Below are 15,341 nucleotides of genomic sequence, written 5' to 3' on the forward strand. Positions count from 1 at the left end.
TCCCCTGAAGGAGCAGTCCGATGACCCTGATCGACGCGGCCCCGGTTCCGGCGCCGCACACCGCCACCGACCTCCCGGTCGTCAACTCGTGGAACGAGTGGGACCCGCTGGAGGAGGTCGTCGTCGGACGGGCGGACGGCGCCTGGTTCGAGCCCACCGAGCCCGGCCATCGCCCCGCGCTGCGCGGGCCCGACCGCGGCCAGCCCTTCCCCACCGGGCCCAAGGCGGCCTCGACGATCGCCCGCGCGAACGAGGAGCTGGACGGCCTCGTCGCGCTCCTGGAGTCCCTCGGCGTGACCGTCCGCCGCCCCACGGTCGACGGGTTCGGTGCCCCGGTCGCCACCCCGGCGTTCACCGTCGAGAACCAGTACTGCGCGGTCTGCCCGCGCGACGTGCTCATCACCCTGGGCAACCAGATCGTCGAGGCGACGATGTCGCGACGCTCCCGGTTCTTCGAGTACCTGCCCTACCGCGACCTGGTCCGCGGCTACTGGAACGCCGATCCCCGCGTCTCGTGGACGGCCGCACCCAAGCCGTCGATGGACGCGGGCATGTACCGCAGCGAGTTCTTCGAGCTGAGCCTCGACGAGCGCCACGCCCGCATGCACGACTTCGAGTTCTGCGTGACCCAGGACGAGGTGGTCTTCGACGCCGCCGACATCACGCGGATGGGCCGCGACGTCTTCGTCCAGGAGTCGATGACGACCAACCGCGCCGGCATCGAGTGGCTGCGCCGCGAGCTCACGCCGCGTGGCCTGCGCGTGCACGCCGTGCACTTCCCGCTGGACTTCTTCCCCTCCCACATCGACTGCACGTTCGTCCCGCTGCGGCCGGGCCTGGTGCTCACCAACCCGGACCGGCCGATCCGCGTCGCGGAGCGGGCGTTCTTCGCGCGCAACGGCTGGCGCTTCGTCGACGCACCCGAGCCTGCCTACACCGACGACGAGATGCCGCGCCACTGCCAGTCCTCGCGCTGGCTGTCGATGAACCTGCTGAGCGTCACCCCGGAGCTGGTGGTCTGCGAGGAGCGGGAGACCCGGCTGCACGCGCTGCTGCGCGGGCTCGGCTTCGAGGTGGTGACGGTGCCGTTCCGCCACGTCTACGAGTTCGGCGGCTCGCTGCACTGCGCCACCTGGGACGTGCGCCGCCGCGGCGGGTGCGGGGAGTTCTTCGCGCCGGAGGAGGGGTAGCGATGCACGTCCTGCACATCGGGGCGCGCCCCGAGGCACTGCGCGCCCTGCACCGCGGGGGCCACGAGATCACCGTGCTCTACGAGGCGGGCGACGGGCGGCGCATGGACCGCACGCCCGGGCTGCGCGCGCTCGCCACGCGGGCGTGCGCGGTGGACTCCTACCGGGTCGTCGAGTCGCTGTGGTCGGCGGTCCATCACCTCGCACCGCTGCCGAAGGTGGACGCGGTGCTGACCACCCACGAGTACGCGGTGGTCCCTGCGGCCGTGCTGGGTGCGCAGCTGGGCGCGATCGCCGCCGACCCGGAGATGGCGCTGGCCTGCCGCGACAAGGCCGTCCAGAAGCGACGCTGGCAGGCGGCGGGCATCCGCACCGCGCGGCACCTGGTCCTCACCGACGCCCTGACCGACGCCACGCGCGTGGCCGAGCTGCTCGCCGGCGCCGGTCTGGAGTTCCCGGTGATCGTCAAGCCGGTGGCGGCGGGTGGCGGGATCTCGGTGTCGGTGGCACGCACCGCCGACGAGGTCGTCGCCGCCGCGGGTGCGGACGACGACCTGCGGCGCATCCTCGTCGAGGAGTTCGTGGACGCGCCCGAGTGGCACGTCGACGGCGTCGTCCGGGACGGGGCGATCGAGGCGATGATGGTGTCGCAGTACGGCGAGCCGCTGCTGTGCACCAAGGCGGGCAGGCCCATGCGCTCGATCTCCTACCCGCCGGCGGGCCACCCCGAGCTGTACGCGGAGGCCGCGGAGATCACCGGGCGGGCGCTCGCCGCGCTCGGCGTCGCCACCAGCGTCTTCCACTTCGAGCTGTTCGGCGGCCCCGGCGCGTTCGTCGCGAACGAGCTGGCCTGCCGGCCCGGCGGGAGCATGCTCGGCCGGGTCGCGGAGAAGACGATCGGCGTCGACCTGTGGGCCGCCGCCACCCAGCTCTACACCGGCGACCCGGTCGAGACCCTCGCGGGAGCGGACGGCGTTCACGGCTGGACCCACCTGCCGTCCGTGCCGGGGCAGGTCAACCGCGTGCGGGAGGACGACGTCCGCGCCGCCGTGCCCGGGGTGGACCGCACCGTCCTGCTGCCGGTCGGGGCGCCGATGGAGGACATGGCCGAGACGACGTCGACCGGCATCGGCTACGCCGTGGTGTCCGCGCCGGACCGCGCCGCCTGCCACGCCGCGATGGACGCGCTGGTCGCGCGGGTGTGGGAGCTGCACGCCCTGCGCACGCCGGAGCCCTTCGCCGCCGGTGCCCGGATGCACAACGGGCACCGCTCCCGAATGGAGATGCGATGAGACTGCTGATCGCCAATGACATCGACGAGACGCTGTTCCTGCGGCCCGATCCGCGGGCCTGGGCGGAGCGGGTGTTCTGGTTCGCACGCGAGGGCGACGTCGTCGTCGTGTCCGACGAGCCGGACCCGGCGTTCGTGCGCCACGTCGGCGCCGTGACGGGCGTCGACACCGACCGCGTGCGGGTGCACGTCTGCCCGCCGGGGGTGCACGGCACCCGCCGTATCGACCCGGACGCGCTGGTCACCCCCGAGTTCGTCGCCGCGGTCGCCGCCGACCTGGCGGACGTGGACGAGGTCGTGACGCTCTTCCCGTCCGCCGAGATCGACGGGTTCGTCACGTTGCTCGGAGTGCGCGACCGGGTCGCGGGCGTGGAGTTCCTCGCCCAGGGCGGTAGCGAGCTCGCGAACAGCAAGGCCACCTTCCGCGCCGTCGCCACCGCTGCGGGGGTGCCGATCGCGCCCGGCGCGGTCTGCCGCAGTCCCGGCGAGGGCATCCGCGCGCTGCGGGCGCTGCGCGCCGCGGGCCACGACGTCATGGTCAAGATGGCGCACCGCGGGGCGGGTGCGGGCAACGAGATGGTGCTGCGCGCGGGCGCCGACGCGCCCGCGCACGTCGGCGGCCACCACGTGTGCGTCCTGGAGCCGGGCGAGGAGACCGCCTACGTCGAGGAGCGCTGGAAGTGGGCCTCCGCCGACGGGCGCTACCCGGTGGTCGTGGAGGCACTGCTCGACGTCGACGCGAGCGTGTACGCCGAGTTCGTCGTGACCGACGACGGAGTCGCGTTCTCCGGCGACGGCACGCTCGCGTTCGCCGACCGGCGGCTCGTCGCGGACGTGACGCCCGCGTCGACGCTCCCGGCGCGGCAGCGGCGCGCCCTCGCCGACGGCGGGCGGGCGCTCGCGCAGGCCTACCGCGCGCTCGGCTACCGGGGCCACCTGGCCGCGGACGCCGTCCTCACCCGGGCGGGCACGATCGCCTACACCGAGGTCAACGCCCGGACCACGACGTCAACGCACCTGTTCGAGCTGCGGGCGCGGGTGCCGGAGGCGACGCTGTGGCAGCGGTTCACCCCGCAGACCTGGGCCCCGGTCCGGGCGGCGGCGTTCCTGCAGGCGGTGGCCGACGCGGGCATCGCGTTCGATCCCGCCACGGGCCGCGGCGTGCTCATGACGATGCCCGCCGCCCACGTCCCGCAGGGCGGGTTCCTCTATGTCGTCGCCGGGACCCGCCCCGGCGACGAGGCGCGCTTCCAGCGCGTGCTCGACGACCTTTTCGCGGCCTGATCGGGGGGACGGGGATGGTGCACGCGAGACGGGCGGCGGTGGCCGCCCTGCTGAGGGAGCTCGCCCGGCCGCAGGCCGGGGAGATCCGCGCCGTGCTGGACGGCTGGACGGCCGACGCGCCCGCGACCGTCGACGCGGCGGAGGCCGACCTGCTGGCCTTCGCCCACCGGGACCCGGCGGCGCACGGGAGCTGGTGGGAGGTCCTCGGGTCCTACCGCTGCTACCGCGCGGTGGCGGCCCACCGGGTGGCGCACGCCGTGCTGCAGGCCCCGCTGCGCCCCGGGCTCCGTACCCCCGCGGGGCGCGTGCGGCGGCGCACGATCGCCCGGGCGGTATCCGAGCACGCAAAGGTCGACACCGGCGTGGAGATCCACCCGGGGGCGAGCATCGGGGCGCGGTTCGTCGTCGACCACGGCACCGGGACCGTGATCGGCGAGACCGCCGTCGTCGGCGACGACTGCTACCTGCTGCACGGCGTCGTCCTCGGCGCGACCGGTATCGCCGACCTCCCGCGGACCCGCCGCCATCCCCGGTTGGGGGACCGGGTCGAGATCGGCGCGTTCGCCCGCGTCCTCGGGCCGGTCACCGTCGGCGACGACGTGGTGATCGGCTGCCACGCGCTGGTGCGCCACGACGTGGCGGCCGGGTCGCGGATCAGCGTGGTGACGCGCAACCAGTCCGTCCGGATGCGTGCCTCGTGATCGCCGGCTCGCTCCTGGACCTGATCGGGGCCACGCCGGTGCTGGAGCTGCGCCGGCTCACCGCGGGGCTGGACCGGCGCCTGTTCGTCAAGCTGGAGCTGCTCAACCCGGGCGGCAGCCACAAGGTCCGCATCGCCCTGGGCATGGTGCTCGCCGCCGAGGAGGAGGGCCTGCTCGTGCGCGGCAGCGGGCAGACGATCCTCGAACCGACCGGCGGCAACACCGGCACCGGCCTGGCGATGGTCGCGGCGCTGCTCGGCTACCGGCTCGTCCTCGTCATCCCCGACAACTACAGCCCGGCCAAGCAGCGGCTCCTGCGCGCGTACGGCGCCGAGATCGTCCTGTCCGACCACCGCCGCGGCGGCAACTCGCACGGCGAGAAGGCGATCGAGCTGCAGTTCGAGCACCCGGACTGGGTGCTGCTCAACCAGCAGGCCAATCCCGCGAACCCCGCGATGCACGACCGCACCACCGCCGTCGAGCTGCTGGAGGCGTTCGCGGGTGACGTGCCGGACGTGCTGGTCGCGGGCGTGGGTACCGGCGGGCACCTCACCGGCATCGGGCGGACGCTGCGCCGCCACCGCCCGGACCTGCACATCGCCGCGGTCGTCCCGCCCGGGTGCTCGCATCGGGAGGACCGCTTCGCCGTCCACGGGTTGCAGGGCCTCGCCGTCGGGCTCGTGCCCGCCAACCTGGACGTGTCGCTGATCGACGAGGAGATCACCGTCACCGAGCAGGAGGCCGTCGCGATGATGCGCACCCTGATGCGCACCGAGGGGCTCGCGGTGGGCCTGTCCAGCGCCGCGAACCTGGTCGCCGCCCTGCGCTGCGCGCGCATGCGCCCGCCCGGCACGCGGATCCTCACCCTCGCCTACGACTCGGCCGCCGACTACCTCGGCGAGCTGGCCGACTCCTGCACCGACTCCTGAGCCGGGCGCGCCTCGAGCAGGCAGATGCCCGAGGCGCCCCGCGCCGTGCGGACCACGTCGAAGCCCGCGCGCTCCAGCAGCGCGCGGTAGCCGTCCACGGTGCGGTCCCGGCCCCCGAACAGCACCAGCATCGTGAGGTCGTGCACGGCGGTGCTCAGCGCGTCGACCTGCTGCAGCGCCCGCTCGACGACCAGCAGCCGCGCCTGCCTGCCCATCGCGCGGCGGCAGTTGCGCAGGATGCGCAGCGCGTCGTCGTCGCCCCAGTTGTGCACCACGGACTGCAGCACGTAGAGATCGGCGCCTGCCGGGACCTCGACCAGGAAGTCGCCCGCGACGAGCTCGCAGCGGCCCTCCAACCCGCGCTCGCGGATGCCGCGGCGGGTGTGCTCGACGACGGCGGGCTGCTCGAACGCGATCCCCCGCAGCCCCGTGTGCTGCTCCAGGAGCCCCGCGACGAGCGTGCCCGCACCCGCCCCGATGTCGGCGACGACGCCGGTGGCGGGGTAGTCGTGCAGCGCGAGGATGTCGGGCAGGAAGTGCTCGGTGTTCGTGCGCATCGAGCGGGCGAACGAGGTCGCGGCCTCCGAGCGGTCGTCGAGCAGCGTCCACAGCGAGCGGCCGTGGACCTGCTCGAACGCGGACTCGCCGGTGCGCAGCGCTTGTTCCAGCCCCGCCCAGGCCTGGTAGTACTCGCCGCCCGCGAGCAGGGCCAGCCCGTGCAGCGGGCCGCCACGCCGCAGCGGCGCGGTGAGCGGCGTGGCGCGGTAGCGCCCGTCCCCGTCCCCGTCCCCGTCCCTGCCCTGCGCGACCAGCCCCAAGCCCTCCAGGCCCAGCAGGAGGCGGCGCAGCTGCGCCGCCTCGACCCCGGTGCGCCGGGCCAGCTCCTCGGCGGTGACCGCCTGCTCGCCCAGGTGGTCCGGGACGGCGCAGCGCACCGCGGTCGCGATGAGCTGGGTGACGACGTAGCCGCGCAGGAGCTGCGCGACCTGGCGGGTGGTGTCGATCTGCGCCTGGTCGGTGGTCATCGGTACTCGGCGTTCCCGTCGGCTAGGTGGTGGCGAGGTGGGTACCGAACCAGCTCAGCACCAGCTGGTACGTGCTCGCCGCGGCGGCGGGGTCGAAGCGGGGCCCGGTGTCGTTCATGAAGGCGTGGTCCACCCCCGGCACCGTGACGATCTCGTGGACGAGCCCGGCGCTGGTGAGCGCGGCCTGCGCGGCGTCCCGCGTCGCGTTCACGCGCTGGTCGAGCTCGGCGTAGACGGCGAGGACCGCGGCCGTGTCGCCCTCGAACGAGGCGCCGTCGGGCAGCGGCCCGTAGAACGGGACGGCCGCGGCGAGCGCAGGCGTCGGCGCGGCGAGCAGCCGCCAGACCATGCCGCCGCCGAAGCAGAAGCCCATCGCGGCCTGCGCGACGCCCGGGTGGCGGCGGCCGAGCTCGGCCAGTCCTGCCTGCAGGTCCGCGACGAGGTCGGCCGCGGCGAGCGCGCCGAGCGCGGCGGTGGCATCCGGCACGGCGGCGGTGCCGCCCGAGCGCGAGAGCAGGTCCGGGGCGAGCACGGCGTAGCCGTCCCCGGCGAGGCGGCCGGTGACGGCGCGGAAGTGGTCGGTGAGGCCCCGGTTCTCGTGCACGACGAGCACCGCCCCCTTCGGCGTGCCGTCCGGGGCGGCGTACGCGGCCGACAAGGTGCCCGCCGGGCCCTCGAAGGTGATCGCGGTGCTGCGCGCGGTGGCGGCCGAGACGTCGTAGCCCGGTTCCTTGGGCGTGCTGACGGGCGGGGCGGGGGCCACCGGGGCGGGCTCGGACGCACACGCCGCGAGGACCCCGGAGGCCGCCACCGCGGACAGTCCCATCAGCCCGAGCCTGCGCAGCGCCTCCCGGCGCGAAAGGTGTCCCTCGGCGTGGTCGAGGGCCACCTCGGAGATGAGGTAGTCGCGCATCGCCATGTGCCGACGGTACGCGGCGCTGGCGCCGCCGGTCAGGACTCAACGGGCCAGGCGTGCACCGGCTCGTTGGCGTGCATGTGCTCGGCGTAGCGCAGCGTCATCCGGCGCAGCGCCTCCGGGCGGTTCAGGTGGTGGCGCTCCTGCAGCGCGTGCACGGTGTCCACCTGCCACTGCGCGCCGCACGTCGCGCGCAGGCACCGCTGCTCGACGATGCCCAGCAGCCGGTCGCGCACCGGGGCCGCCACCCCCCACCGGTCGAGGCCCTCGTAGGCCAGCGGGAGCAGCCGCCGCAGCACCAGCTCGCTGGCCGGCACCTCGCCCGCGCCCGGCCAGAACAGGCGCGCCTCGGTGCCGTAGCGGGCGGCGGAGTGGAAGTTGTCCTCCGCCGCGGCGAACGACAGCCGCGACCACACCGGTCGCTCGTCCTCCGCGAGCCTGCGCACCAGCCCGAACCAGAACGCGGCGTTGGCGAGCGTGTCGACGACGGTCGGGCCCGCGGGCAGCACCCGGTTCTCCACACGCACGTGCGGGACACCTTCCGCGACGTCGTAGATCGGGCGGTTCCAGCGGTAGACGGTGCCGTTGTGCAGCCGCAGCTCGCCCAACGCCGGGGTGTCGCCGCGGTCCATGACCTCGACCGGGTCCTCGTCGTCGCAGATCGGCAGCAGCGCGGGGAAGTAGCGGACGTTCTCCTCGAACAGGTCGAAGATCGACGTCACCCACCGCTCGCCGAACCACACCCTGGGCCGCACGCCCTGCTCCTTCAGCTCGTCCGAGCGGGTGTCGGTGGCCTGCTCGAAGAGCGCGATGCGGGTCTCGCGCCACAGCTCCTTGCCGAACAGGTACGGCGAGTTCGCGCCCACCGCGAGCTGCACGCCCGCGATCGCCTGCGCGGCGTTCCAGTACGCGCCGAACGACTCCGGCGCGACCTGCACGTGGAACTGCACGCTCGTGCACGCGGCCTCCGGCGCGATCGTCTCGGCGGTCGTCCGCAGCCGCTCGACGGCGCCGTCGATCGTGAGGGGCATGTCCTCGCCGCGCGCGGCGAAGATCTGCTCGTTGAGCAGGGCGTAGCGGGGGTGCGCGGTGAGGGCGTCCGCGCCGAGATGGGCGGGCGTGAGCGTCGGCAGGATCCCGATCATCAGCAGGTGCGCGTCCAGGACCTGGGCCGCGGTCTCCGCGGAGTTGAGGTCGGCCCGCAGCCGCTTCTCGAGCACCGCGAGGGAGTCCCCGGCGAGGCCGCGCGGGGGCAGGTTGAACTCGACGTTGAACTGGCCCAGCTCGGTCTGGAAGTCCGGGCTCGCGATCGCGTCGAGCACCTCCGCGTTGCGCATCACCGGCTCGCCGCGGGAGTCGACGAGGTTCAGCTCGATCTCGCAGCCGATGAGCTGGCGCCCACCGGCGAACCGCGATTCCCGCAGCATCCGCTCCAGGACGTCCAGGCAGCGCCGGACCTTCTGCCGGTAGCGCGTGCGGTCGGCCCGGGTGAACGTCCGTGCGGCGACCTCCTGACCCATGGCCTGCCTCCCGCGTCCGGTCCGGCTCAGCCTACGGCCGGTGGGCAGGCTTCGCGATCGTCTCGGCGGCGGCGATCCCGGCCACCAACGGCATGACCGCGAAGACGCCCCCGCGGGGGATGTCGGCGTCGCCGTCGTGGTCCAGCTCGAGCCTGCTCCGGACGGCGACGAGCGTCGGCTTCCCGCGACACAGCGTGGTGACCCAGCCGTCGTGCACGGGCCCGGTGGAGCCGTCCTCGCCGGGCGGGTCCGCCGCCGGTGGCGCCTGGTGCGGGGTGAAGCCCGCGATGGGGGCCTCGCTGAGGTGCTCGCCCGCCCGGTAGAGGTCCTCCTCCGACGCGAGGGACAGGACCTGCACCGTCGGGTTGGCGACGGCCGGTGCCGCGGCCAGCCGCACGTCGACGGTCCACCACCGCGTCGCCACGTGCCGTGGCGGGCGCACCTCGGCCACGGTGATCGCCGATCCCCAGACGTCGTTCGGCCCCGGGAGGAGATCGACCACGACGGCGGGCGCGACGGTGACCGCCGCCGCGGGGTCGGGCAGGGGCTGCGGGAGCACCCGCGGTGTCGCGCACGCCGATGGCGGGAACCCGAGCGCGCGGCGGATCTCCTGGACGACCGCGGCGACCTCCAGGGCGAGGTCGATCGAGGTCGGCGCGCCTGCGGCCGGTGCCGGATCCGCCGGGCGACGGAGGCCGATCCGCTTGAGGGCGGGCCCGAGCCGGGGGCCGTACTGGTCCGGGTCGAGCTGGCGGACCAGGTCCGACATCCGCCCGGGCGTCCGCCCGGTGGGTGCCCACGACGTCACGGCCTCGGTGAGCGCGCCGAAGGACTCGTCGCGAGCTCGGGTGAGGGCGGCCGCGCAGTCCGGCCGGGAGCCCGAGAGCAGCCACGCGAGGGCCAGGTGCCACTCGACGGTCGCGCGGATGGAGCCGTCGGGAGCCGCGGCCGCGGCGTCGATGAGGCGGAACCGGGCCTGTTCGAGATGGGTCCGCCGATCCTCGTCGGAACGCCACTCGTGGTCGGCCTCGGTGAGGTGTCGGATCGCCGCGTTGAGGGGATGCCGGTAGCTGTCGACGGCGAGCTGGTCGATCTTCGCGTCGATGGAGCCGAGCATCCCGTCGGTCCGGCGGGTGGTGGCCAGCAGGGCCGTCAGCACGGACCCGACGGCCGACCCCCACGCGCCCTCCCAGTCATCGTCGCCCTGGACGGACCCCGTGCCCTGGGCGTACGCCCCCAGCGCCCCCTTGACCGCGAGGGACGCCAGCACGCCCACCAGCGTCGCCACCGGCTCCACGACCCGCACCCCCTCCGCAGCCGACCGCGACTTCGGACTCGCCGGTCCGTCCGTGATCGTTACCCCGGCACGTCGAGAACCTCCGGCAGGCCGCACCGGGTGAACCACGACCAGCCGAACGTCGTGATCTCGGCGATGCGGTCCCCCTCGACCCGCAGCACGTCCAGCTTGAAGCCGCGGAACACGCTGTCGCCCGGGCGGCGCAGGAAGGCCGCCGCCGCGGGCATCCGGTTCACCGCCGTCGGCAGCAGCCGCCAGTCCCCGTGCCGGTCCGGGCCGAACGCCCGCTCCAGGAGCGGCACCAGCGCGTCGTGGCCGTCGAAGCACATCGGCGCGGGCGGCATCGTCACGCGGATGTCCTGCGCGGCCACCGACAGGGCCGCCACGGCGTCGCAGCGCTCGTGCGCGTCGATGAACCGCTCCAGGAGCTCCTTCTCCGCCGGGTTGGGCTCGCGGGCCGCCCAGTCCTCGCGGTGCGACGGCAGGTGGTCGCGCATCGTCGCCCGCGCCCGCTGCAGTGCGCTGTTCGCCGCGGCCACGGACGTGTCCAGCAGCGCGGCCGTCTCGGCGGCGGGCAGCCCCAGCACCTCGCGGGCCAGCAGCGCCGCCCGCTGCCGCGGCGGCAGCACCTGCAGGGCGGCGAGGAACGCCAGCTCGATCGTCTCCCGGGCCTCGGCGAGCGTGTCCGGGCCGGCACCGTCGAGGACGGCGTCGGGATACGGGGAGAGCCAGCTCACCTCCTTGCGGTCGCGCGCGCGGCGGCGGGCGGCGTCGATGCAGACGTTCGTCGCGATCGCGTAGAGCCACGCCCGCGGGTTCGTCCCGTCGAACCCCGCGCGCCCCCGCCACGCCCTCAGGTAGGCCTCCTGCACCGCGTCCTCGGCCTCGTCGTAGGAGGCGAGCATCCGGTAGCAGTGCACGTGCAGCTCGCGCCGGTGGGCGCGGAACGCTTCCTCGAGGTCCGTCACTTCGGGTTGACGTGCTGGAGCACCAGCGAGTTGCCGTCGGGGTCGGCGAAGAAGACGAACGAGTTGTAGTCCCGCCGCTCGGGGTCCGGGCCCGGGGTCATGGCGCCGTCCACGAAGTGCTGGATGCCGCCGTGCTCCACGCCCGCGCCGTCGAGCTGCGCGGCAGCGGCCTCGATGTCGGCCACGACGAAGTGCACGCCCTTGGTCGCGCCCGGCTCGCCGGCGCCCACGTTCACGCCGAACGTGATCGAGCACGCCGAGCCCGGCGGGGTGACCTGCACGACGCGGAACGCGTCACCCATGGCGTGGTCCACGTCGAGGTGGAAGCCGAGCTTCCCGACGTAGAAGTCCTTCGCGCGGTCCACGTCCGCGACGCCCACGATGATCAGTTCGAGCTTCCAGTCCACACGGGCCTCCTTCGGGGTGCTGTCGTCGTGTTCAACGGCGGGCCGGACGGAAACTCATCGGTGACGCGGTGAGCACCCCGCCGCGTCGAGGTGGCGGATCGCGGCGGCCGCCGCGTGGGCCCCGCACATCCCGTGCGCGCCGGGGCCCGGGGGCGTCGCCGCGGAGCACAGGAAGTACCCGGGCACGCCGACGTCGTAGGGCGTGAGGGTCGCGCGCGGGCCGAGGACGAGCTGCCGGACGTCCGTGGCGCCGGTGATGATGTCGCCGCCGACGTAGTTCGCGTTGTAGGCGGCGAACCCCGCGGGGGAACGGGTCATCGTGCCGACGATCCGCTCCCGGAAGCCGGGTGCGAACCGTTCGACCTGCCCGACGATCGCCTCGGTGACGTCACCGGGGTACCCGCGGGGGACGTGCGCGTAGGTCCACACCGGGTGGACGTCACCCACCGAGCGCTGCGGATCGGCCAGGTACTGCTGCCCCACCAGCACGAACGGGCGCTGCGGCAGGCGGCCGGCGTGCACGTCCGCCTCGGCGGCGACGATCTCCGCGAGGCTCCCGGCGGCGTGGACGGTGCCGGCGCGACGGGCGTCGGGCGAGGTCCAGGGGACACCGCCCTCGACCGCGAAGTCCACCTTGAACGCGGCCGGGGCGTGCCGGAAGCTGCGGTACGCGCGGGCGATCCGCGGCGGGAGCCGCTCGCCGAGGATGTCCGCGACGGCGCCGGGCGCGAGATCGAAGATCGTGACGTCCGCGGGCGGGAGCTGGGACGCCGACGTCACCCGCACGCCGGTCTCGATCTTTCCGCCGAGGTCGGCGAGCAGGGCGGCTATCGCCCTGCTGATCGAGCCCGACCCGCCCTTCGCGACCGCCCAGCCGTACCGGTGCCCGCCCGCGACGAGCCCCATCCCGATCGCGGACGTCAGTGGCCGGGTGAGCGGGTGGAAGGCGTGCGCGGCGATGCCGCCCCAGAGCGCCCGGGCCTCGTCGGTGCGGAAGAGCCTCGCGAGCGTCGCGGCGGGGAGCAGCGTCGGGATCCCGAACCGCGCCAGGAGCAGCGGGTGGCGGGGCACCCGCAGCAGCGGCCCGAGGACCGCGGGGGCGAGGGTGTCGAACGACTCCGCGGGCTTCCCGAACAGCGCCCTCCAGCGGCCCCCGTCCACGCCGAGCCCGGCGGCCGTGTCGTCCACCGAGCGGTGCAGCACCGCGGCCCGGTCGCCGTCCAGCGGGTGTACGCAGTCGATCTCCGGCCAGCGCCACTCGAGGCCGTAGCGCTCCAGCTCCAGCTCGGCGTAGAGGGGCGAGCCCACCGCGAACGTGTGCACCGCCGAGCAGTGGTCGTGCAGGAGCCCCGGCAGGATCATCTCGCCGCTGCGGGTGCCGCCGCCGATCTCGTCGGCCGCCTCCAGCACGGTGACGTGCACCCCGGTGCGGGCCAGGGACACGGCCGCCGCGAGCCCGTTGGGACCGCTGCCGACCACCACGGCCGTGCTCACCGCCCGGCCCCCACACCGATCGCGGTCGTTTCGGGGCACGTCCTCACGTCGCGATTGTCCCCGACGGCGGGGCGGTGCCGTCCGCAGGGGCGCGGTTCCGGAGCGTCGATGGACCCCCGGGAGCGGCGTCCCGGACCGCGGCGCCCGGGACCGGAGCGAGGCGCTCTGGGACCGCCGGAGGACCCCGGCGGCTCTACTTCTGGTCGGAGCTCTGGGAGTCGGACGTGGGGGAGTCCGAGCTCTCGGTGTCGGAGCCTTGGCTGTCGGAGTTCTTGGAGTCCGAGCTCTGGCTGCTGGAGCCCTGGGAGTCGGACTTGTGGGTGTCGGAACTCTGGCTGTCGGAGCTCTGGCTGTCGGACTTGTGGGTGTCGGAGCTCTGGCTGTCGGAGCTCTGGCTGCCGGAGTTCTGGGAGTCGGGCGTCTGGGAGTCGGGCTTCTGCGGGGTGCCGGAGCTCGTCGCGTCGCTCGTCGACGTCGGCGTGTCCGCCGGTTCGTGGCGGTCCGAGCCGGGCGTGTGGTCCGTGCTCTTCGGGGTGCCGTTCCCGGCGCTGCTCTGGTCGGTCGCGGAACCCTGCGGGGAGCCGGTGTCGGCGGCCACGCCCGGGAGCTGTGTGGAGCCCGTGTTCCCCGCGGGTGCGGGGTCTGAGGCGGGTGCCGGGTCCGGGGCAGGTGCCGGGTCTGGGGCGGGTGCCGGGTCTCCTGCGGGTGCGGGGTCCGGGGCAGGTGCCGGGTCCGGGGCGGGTGCCGGGTCTGGGGCAGGCGCCGGGCCCGGATCCGCCGGAGGTGTCGGTTCGTTCGGCGGGGTGCCGGTGCTGCCGCCGGTGCCGGTGTCGGTGCCGCCGGTGCCGGTGCCGCCGGTGTCGGTACTGCTGCCGGTGCCGGTGCTGCCGGTGTCGGTGCTGGCGGGGGCCGTGCTGCCGGTGTCGGTGCTGGCGGGGGCCGTGCTGCCGGTGTCCGTGCTGTCGGCGCTGTCGGTGCTTCCGGCGTCCGTGCCGGTTCCGGTGCTGCCGCTGCTGGCCGCGGCGCTGCTACTGGCGGTGTCGGACCCGGTGTCACCGCCGGGCTCCGCGGTGGCGGGAGCGGGCGTCGTGCCGGGCGACGACGAAGCGGTGCCGCCTGCTCGGGCCTCCTGCGCCTGGGCAGCCTGCGCGGGCGGGGTCTGTCCGGGGTTCGTCTCGGGCTCGGACGTCTGCTCGCCGCCCGGCGTCGGGGAACCCGCCGAGGCGATCGCCTCGGGCGCGACGGCGACCAGCTCACCGGCGAGCGCCCACTTCTGCCCGGCGAGCGCCTCGTAGTCCTCGACGATCCCGACGGAGCCGAGCCTGACCGAGGCCTCGGTCAGCTCGCGCGCGGCCTCGTCGTGGCGGCCTTCCCGCAGGGCGACCCGTGCCTGCTCGAGGTGCGTGCGGACCGCTTCGACCTTCTCGAGCGCCTCAGCGCGCTCGGCGAACAGCACCTTCGTGACCGGGAACAGCGCGTCGCCGGGCCGCGCGGCCTCCGCTCCGCCGGTGAGCAGACTCGCCGAGAGCAGGACGGCAGCGACCGCCGCCGCGGCCGCGAGCCGGCCCGTGAGCCGCGGCGCAGGCCGGACCCGGTGGGCTTCCGGGCACGGGGCGGCGTCGTCCGCTCCGGAGAGGGCCGTGACGTCGCTCGCAGCCGTCGTGGCGTCCGGCACAGCGTGGGTATCCGCACGCATCGCGGTTCCCGCGTCGGGCGTGCGGACCTGCCCGGCCACGCCGCGTGCCGTCGTGCCGAGCCCGCCCGCCGCCCGGATCGGCCGGACGAGACCGCTGTGCTCGGTGCCCTGGTCGGCGCCGGGGACGTGCAGGTCCACCACGGGGCACGGGGCGCCGTCGTCCCCGGCGTTCGCGGGCCGTCGCTCGTCGACGCCGATCCCGTCCCGGAGCTCGGACGGGTCGACGGCGGAGTTGTCCGCCCAGGCCGCGAGCCCGGCGGCGAGCAGGTCCTCCGCTGCGGACGGCCGCATCCCGGCGGCGAGCGCGTCGAGGAAGGCGTCGTCGGCGTGCACGGAGTGGAGGTCGACGACGTCGGGGACGTCAGCGGAGCCGCTCGGCCCGGATCCGGAGGCCGTGTCGTCGACTCCCTGCTCGCCGGGGTCGGCCGGACATGCGTCATGTCCCGCCGACCGTTCCTGGCGACCGTCGCGCCGCCCGGAGTCCCGCACGTCCACCTCCCTCGCCGTGGTCGTCTTTCCCGTGTGGAGGAACTCGGCGCGAGTCGTCAGGGTGTTACCGCTCGACTGCTGACCGTATCCCCTCGCTCCGCGAGGAGAGTGCCGCACGGGCGACGGCCACGTCC

Annotated in this window: 13 protein-coding genes; 5 read left to right on the forward strand and 8 right to left on the reverse strand. The window is 74.9% G+C overall.

Going from position 1 to position 15,341, the window contains the following annotated elements; genetic code table 11:
* Window positions 1-20 precede the first annotated feature (20 nt).
* The 5 genes from AB7J25_RS16630 to AB7J25_RS16650 are packed head-to-tail and all read left to right on the forward strand — an operon-like array spanning window position 21 to window position 5,395.
* Window positions 21-1,190 (forward strand): glycine amidinotransferase, encoded by a 1,170-nt coding sequence (locus tag AB7J25_RS16630; protein ID WP_428509978.1) that lies wholly within the window; start codon window positions 21-23, stop codon window positions 1,188-1,190.
* A gap of 2 nt (window positions 1,191-1,192) precedes the next feature.
* A complete protein-coding gene (locus AB7J25_RS16635) occupies window positions 1,193-2,482 on the forward strand; it encodes an ATP-grasp domain-containing protein (protein WP_428509980.1) in 1,290 nt (429 codons plus the stop codon).
* Entirely contained in the window at window positions 2,479-3,765 is a 1,287-nt protein-coding gene (locus tag AB7J25_RS16640; RefSeq protein ID WP_428509982.1) for a peptide ligase PGM1-related protein, read from the forward strand. Before AB7J25_RS16635 ends, AB7J25_RS16640 begins: the two co-directional genes overlap by 4 nt.
* Window positions 3,766-3,779: 14 nt before the next feature.
* Window positions 3,780-4,466, forward strand: a complete 687-nt coding sequence (locus tag AB7J25_RS16645; protein WP_428509984.1) for a serine O-acetyltransferase — start codon at window positions 3,780-3,782, stop codon at window positions 4,464-4,466.
* On the forward strand, window positions 4,463-5,395 hold the full coding sequence (locus AB7J25_RS16650) for a PLP-dependent cysteine synthase family protein (protein ID WP_428509986.1): 933 nt from the start codon (window positions 4,463-4,465) through the stop codon (window positions 5,393-5,395). Before AB7J25_RS16645 ends, AB7J25_RS16650 begins: the two co-directional genes overlap by 4 nt.
* On the opposite strand, the gene AB7J25_RS16655 is transcribed toward AB7J25_RS16650, so the two are convergent.
* The 8 genes from AB7J25_RS16655 to AB7J25_RS16690 form a co-directional block, all read right to left on the reverse strand.
* The gene (locus AB7J25_RS16655; protein WP_428509988.1) at window positions 5,356-6,420 is read right to left on the reverse strand and encodes a methyltransferase; all 1,065 of its coding nucleotides are present in this window, start codon (window positions 6,418-6,420) and stop codon (window positions 5,356-5,358) included. The genes AB7J25_RS16650 and AB7J25_RS16655 overlap by 40 nt on opposite strands.
* Window positions 6,421-6,442: 22 nt before the next feature.
* Window positions 6,443-7,339 carry a dienelactone hydrolase family protein gene (locus tag AB7J25_RS16660; protein ID WP_428509990.1) on the reverse strand — a complete coding sequence of 299 codons (897 nt, stop codon included), beginning with the start codon at window positions 7,337-7,339 and terminating at the stop codon, window positions 6,443-6,445.
* A 32-nt stretch (window positions 7,340-7,371) separates the two neighbouring features.
* Window positions 7,372-8,856: a glutamate-cysteine ligase family protein gene (locus AB7J25_RS16665; RefSeq protein WP_428509992.1), complete on the reverse strand. Its 1,485-nt coding sequence runs from the start codon at window positions 8,854-8,856 to the stop codon at window positions 7,372-7,374.
* Between the two features lie 31 nt (window positions 8,857-8,887).
* Window positions 8,888-10,153, reverse strand: a complete 1,266-nt coding sequence (locus tag AB7J25_RS16670; RefSeq protein ID WP_428509994.1) for a hypothetical protein — start codon at window positions 10,151-10,153, stop codon at window positions 8,888-8,890.
* A gap of 59 nt (window positions 10,154-10,212) precedes the next feature.
* The gene (locus tag AB7J25_RS16675; protein WP_428509996.1) at window positions 10,213-11,121 is read right to left on the reverse strand and encodes an RNA polymerase subunit sigma-70; all 909 of its coding nucleotides are present in this window, start codon (window positions 11,119-11,121) and stop codon (window positions 10,213-10,215) included.
* Window positions 11,118-11,528, reverse strand: coding sequence for a VOC family protein (locus tag AB7J25_RS16680; RefSeq protein WP_428509998.1), 411 nt, complete (start codon window positions 11,526-11,528; stop codon window positions 11,118-11,120). The genes AB7J25_RS16675 and AB7J25_RS16680 overlap by 4 nt, the downstream gene beginning before the upstream one ends.
* Before the next feature lie 54 nt (window positions 11,529-11,582).
* Window positions 11,583-13,022, reverse strand: coding sequence for a phytoene desaturase family protein (locus AB7J25_RS16685; protein ID WP_428510000.1), 1,440 nt, complete (start codon window positions 13,020-13,022; stop codon window positions 11,583-11,585).
* A 193-nt stretch (window positions 13,023-13,215) separates the two neighbouring features.
* Window positions 13,216-15,207 (reverse strand): hypothetical protein, encoded by a 1,992-nt coding sequence (locus AB7J25_RS16690; protein WP_428510002.1) that lies wholly within the window; start codon window positions 15,205-15,207, stop codon window positions 13,216-13,218.
* Window positions 15,208-15,341 lie beyond the last annotated feature (134 nt).

The organism is Pseudonocardia sp. (assembly GCF_050246655.1).
GTDB lineage: Bacteria > Actinomycetota > Actinomycetes > Mycobacteriales > Pseudonocardiaceae > Pseudonocardia.

Bases quoted from the DNA above. Each gene is read 5' to 3' on its own strand.
- AB7J25_RS16630 (WP_428509978.1), top strand. From the start codon at position 21: ATGACCCTGATCGACGCGGCCCCGGTTCCGGCGCCGCACACCGCCACC.
- AB7J25_RS16640 (WP_428509982.1), top strand. From the start codon at position 2,479: ATGAGACTGCTGATCGCCAATGACATCGACGAGACGCTGTTCCTGCGG.
- AB7J25_RS16645 (WP_428509984.1), top strand. From the start codon at position 3,780: ATGGTGCACGCGAGACGGGCGGCGGTGGCCGCCCTGCTGAGGGAGCTC.
- AB7J25_RS16660 (WP_428509990.1), bottom strand. From the start codon at position 7,339: ATGGCGATGCGCGACTACCTCATCTCCGAGGTGGCCCTCGACCACGCC.
- AB7J25_RS16655 (WP_428509988.1), bottom strand. From the start codon at position 6,420: ATGACCACCGACCAGGCGCAGATCGACACCACCCGCCAGGTCGCGCAG.
- AB7J25_RS16665 (WP_428509992.1), bottom strand. From the start codon at position 8,856: ATGGGTCAGGAGGTCGCCGCACGGACGTTCACCCGGGCCGACCGCACG.
- AB7J25_RS16635 (WP_428509980.1), top strand. From the start codon at position 1,193: ATGCACGTCCTGCACATCGGGGCGCGCCCCGAGGCACTGCGCGCCCTG.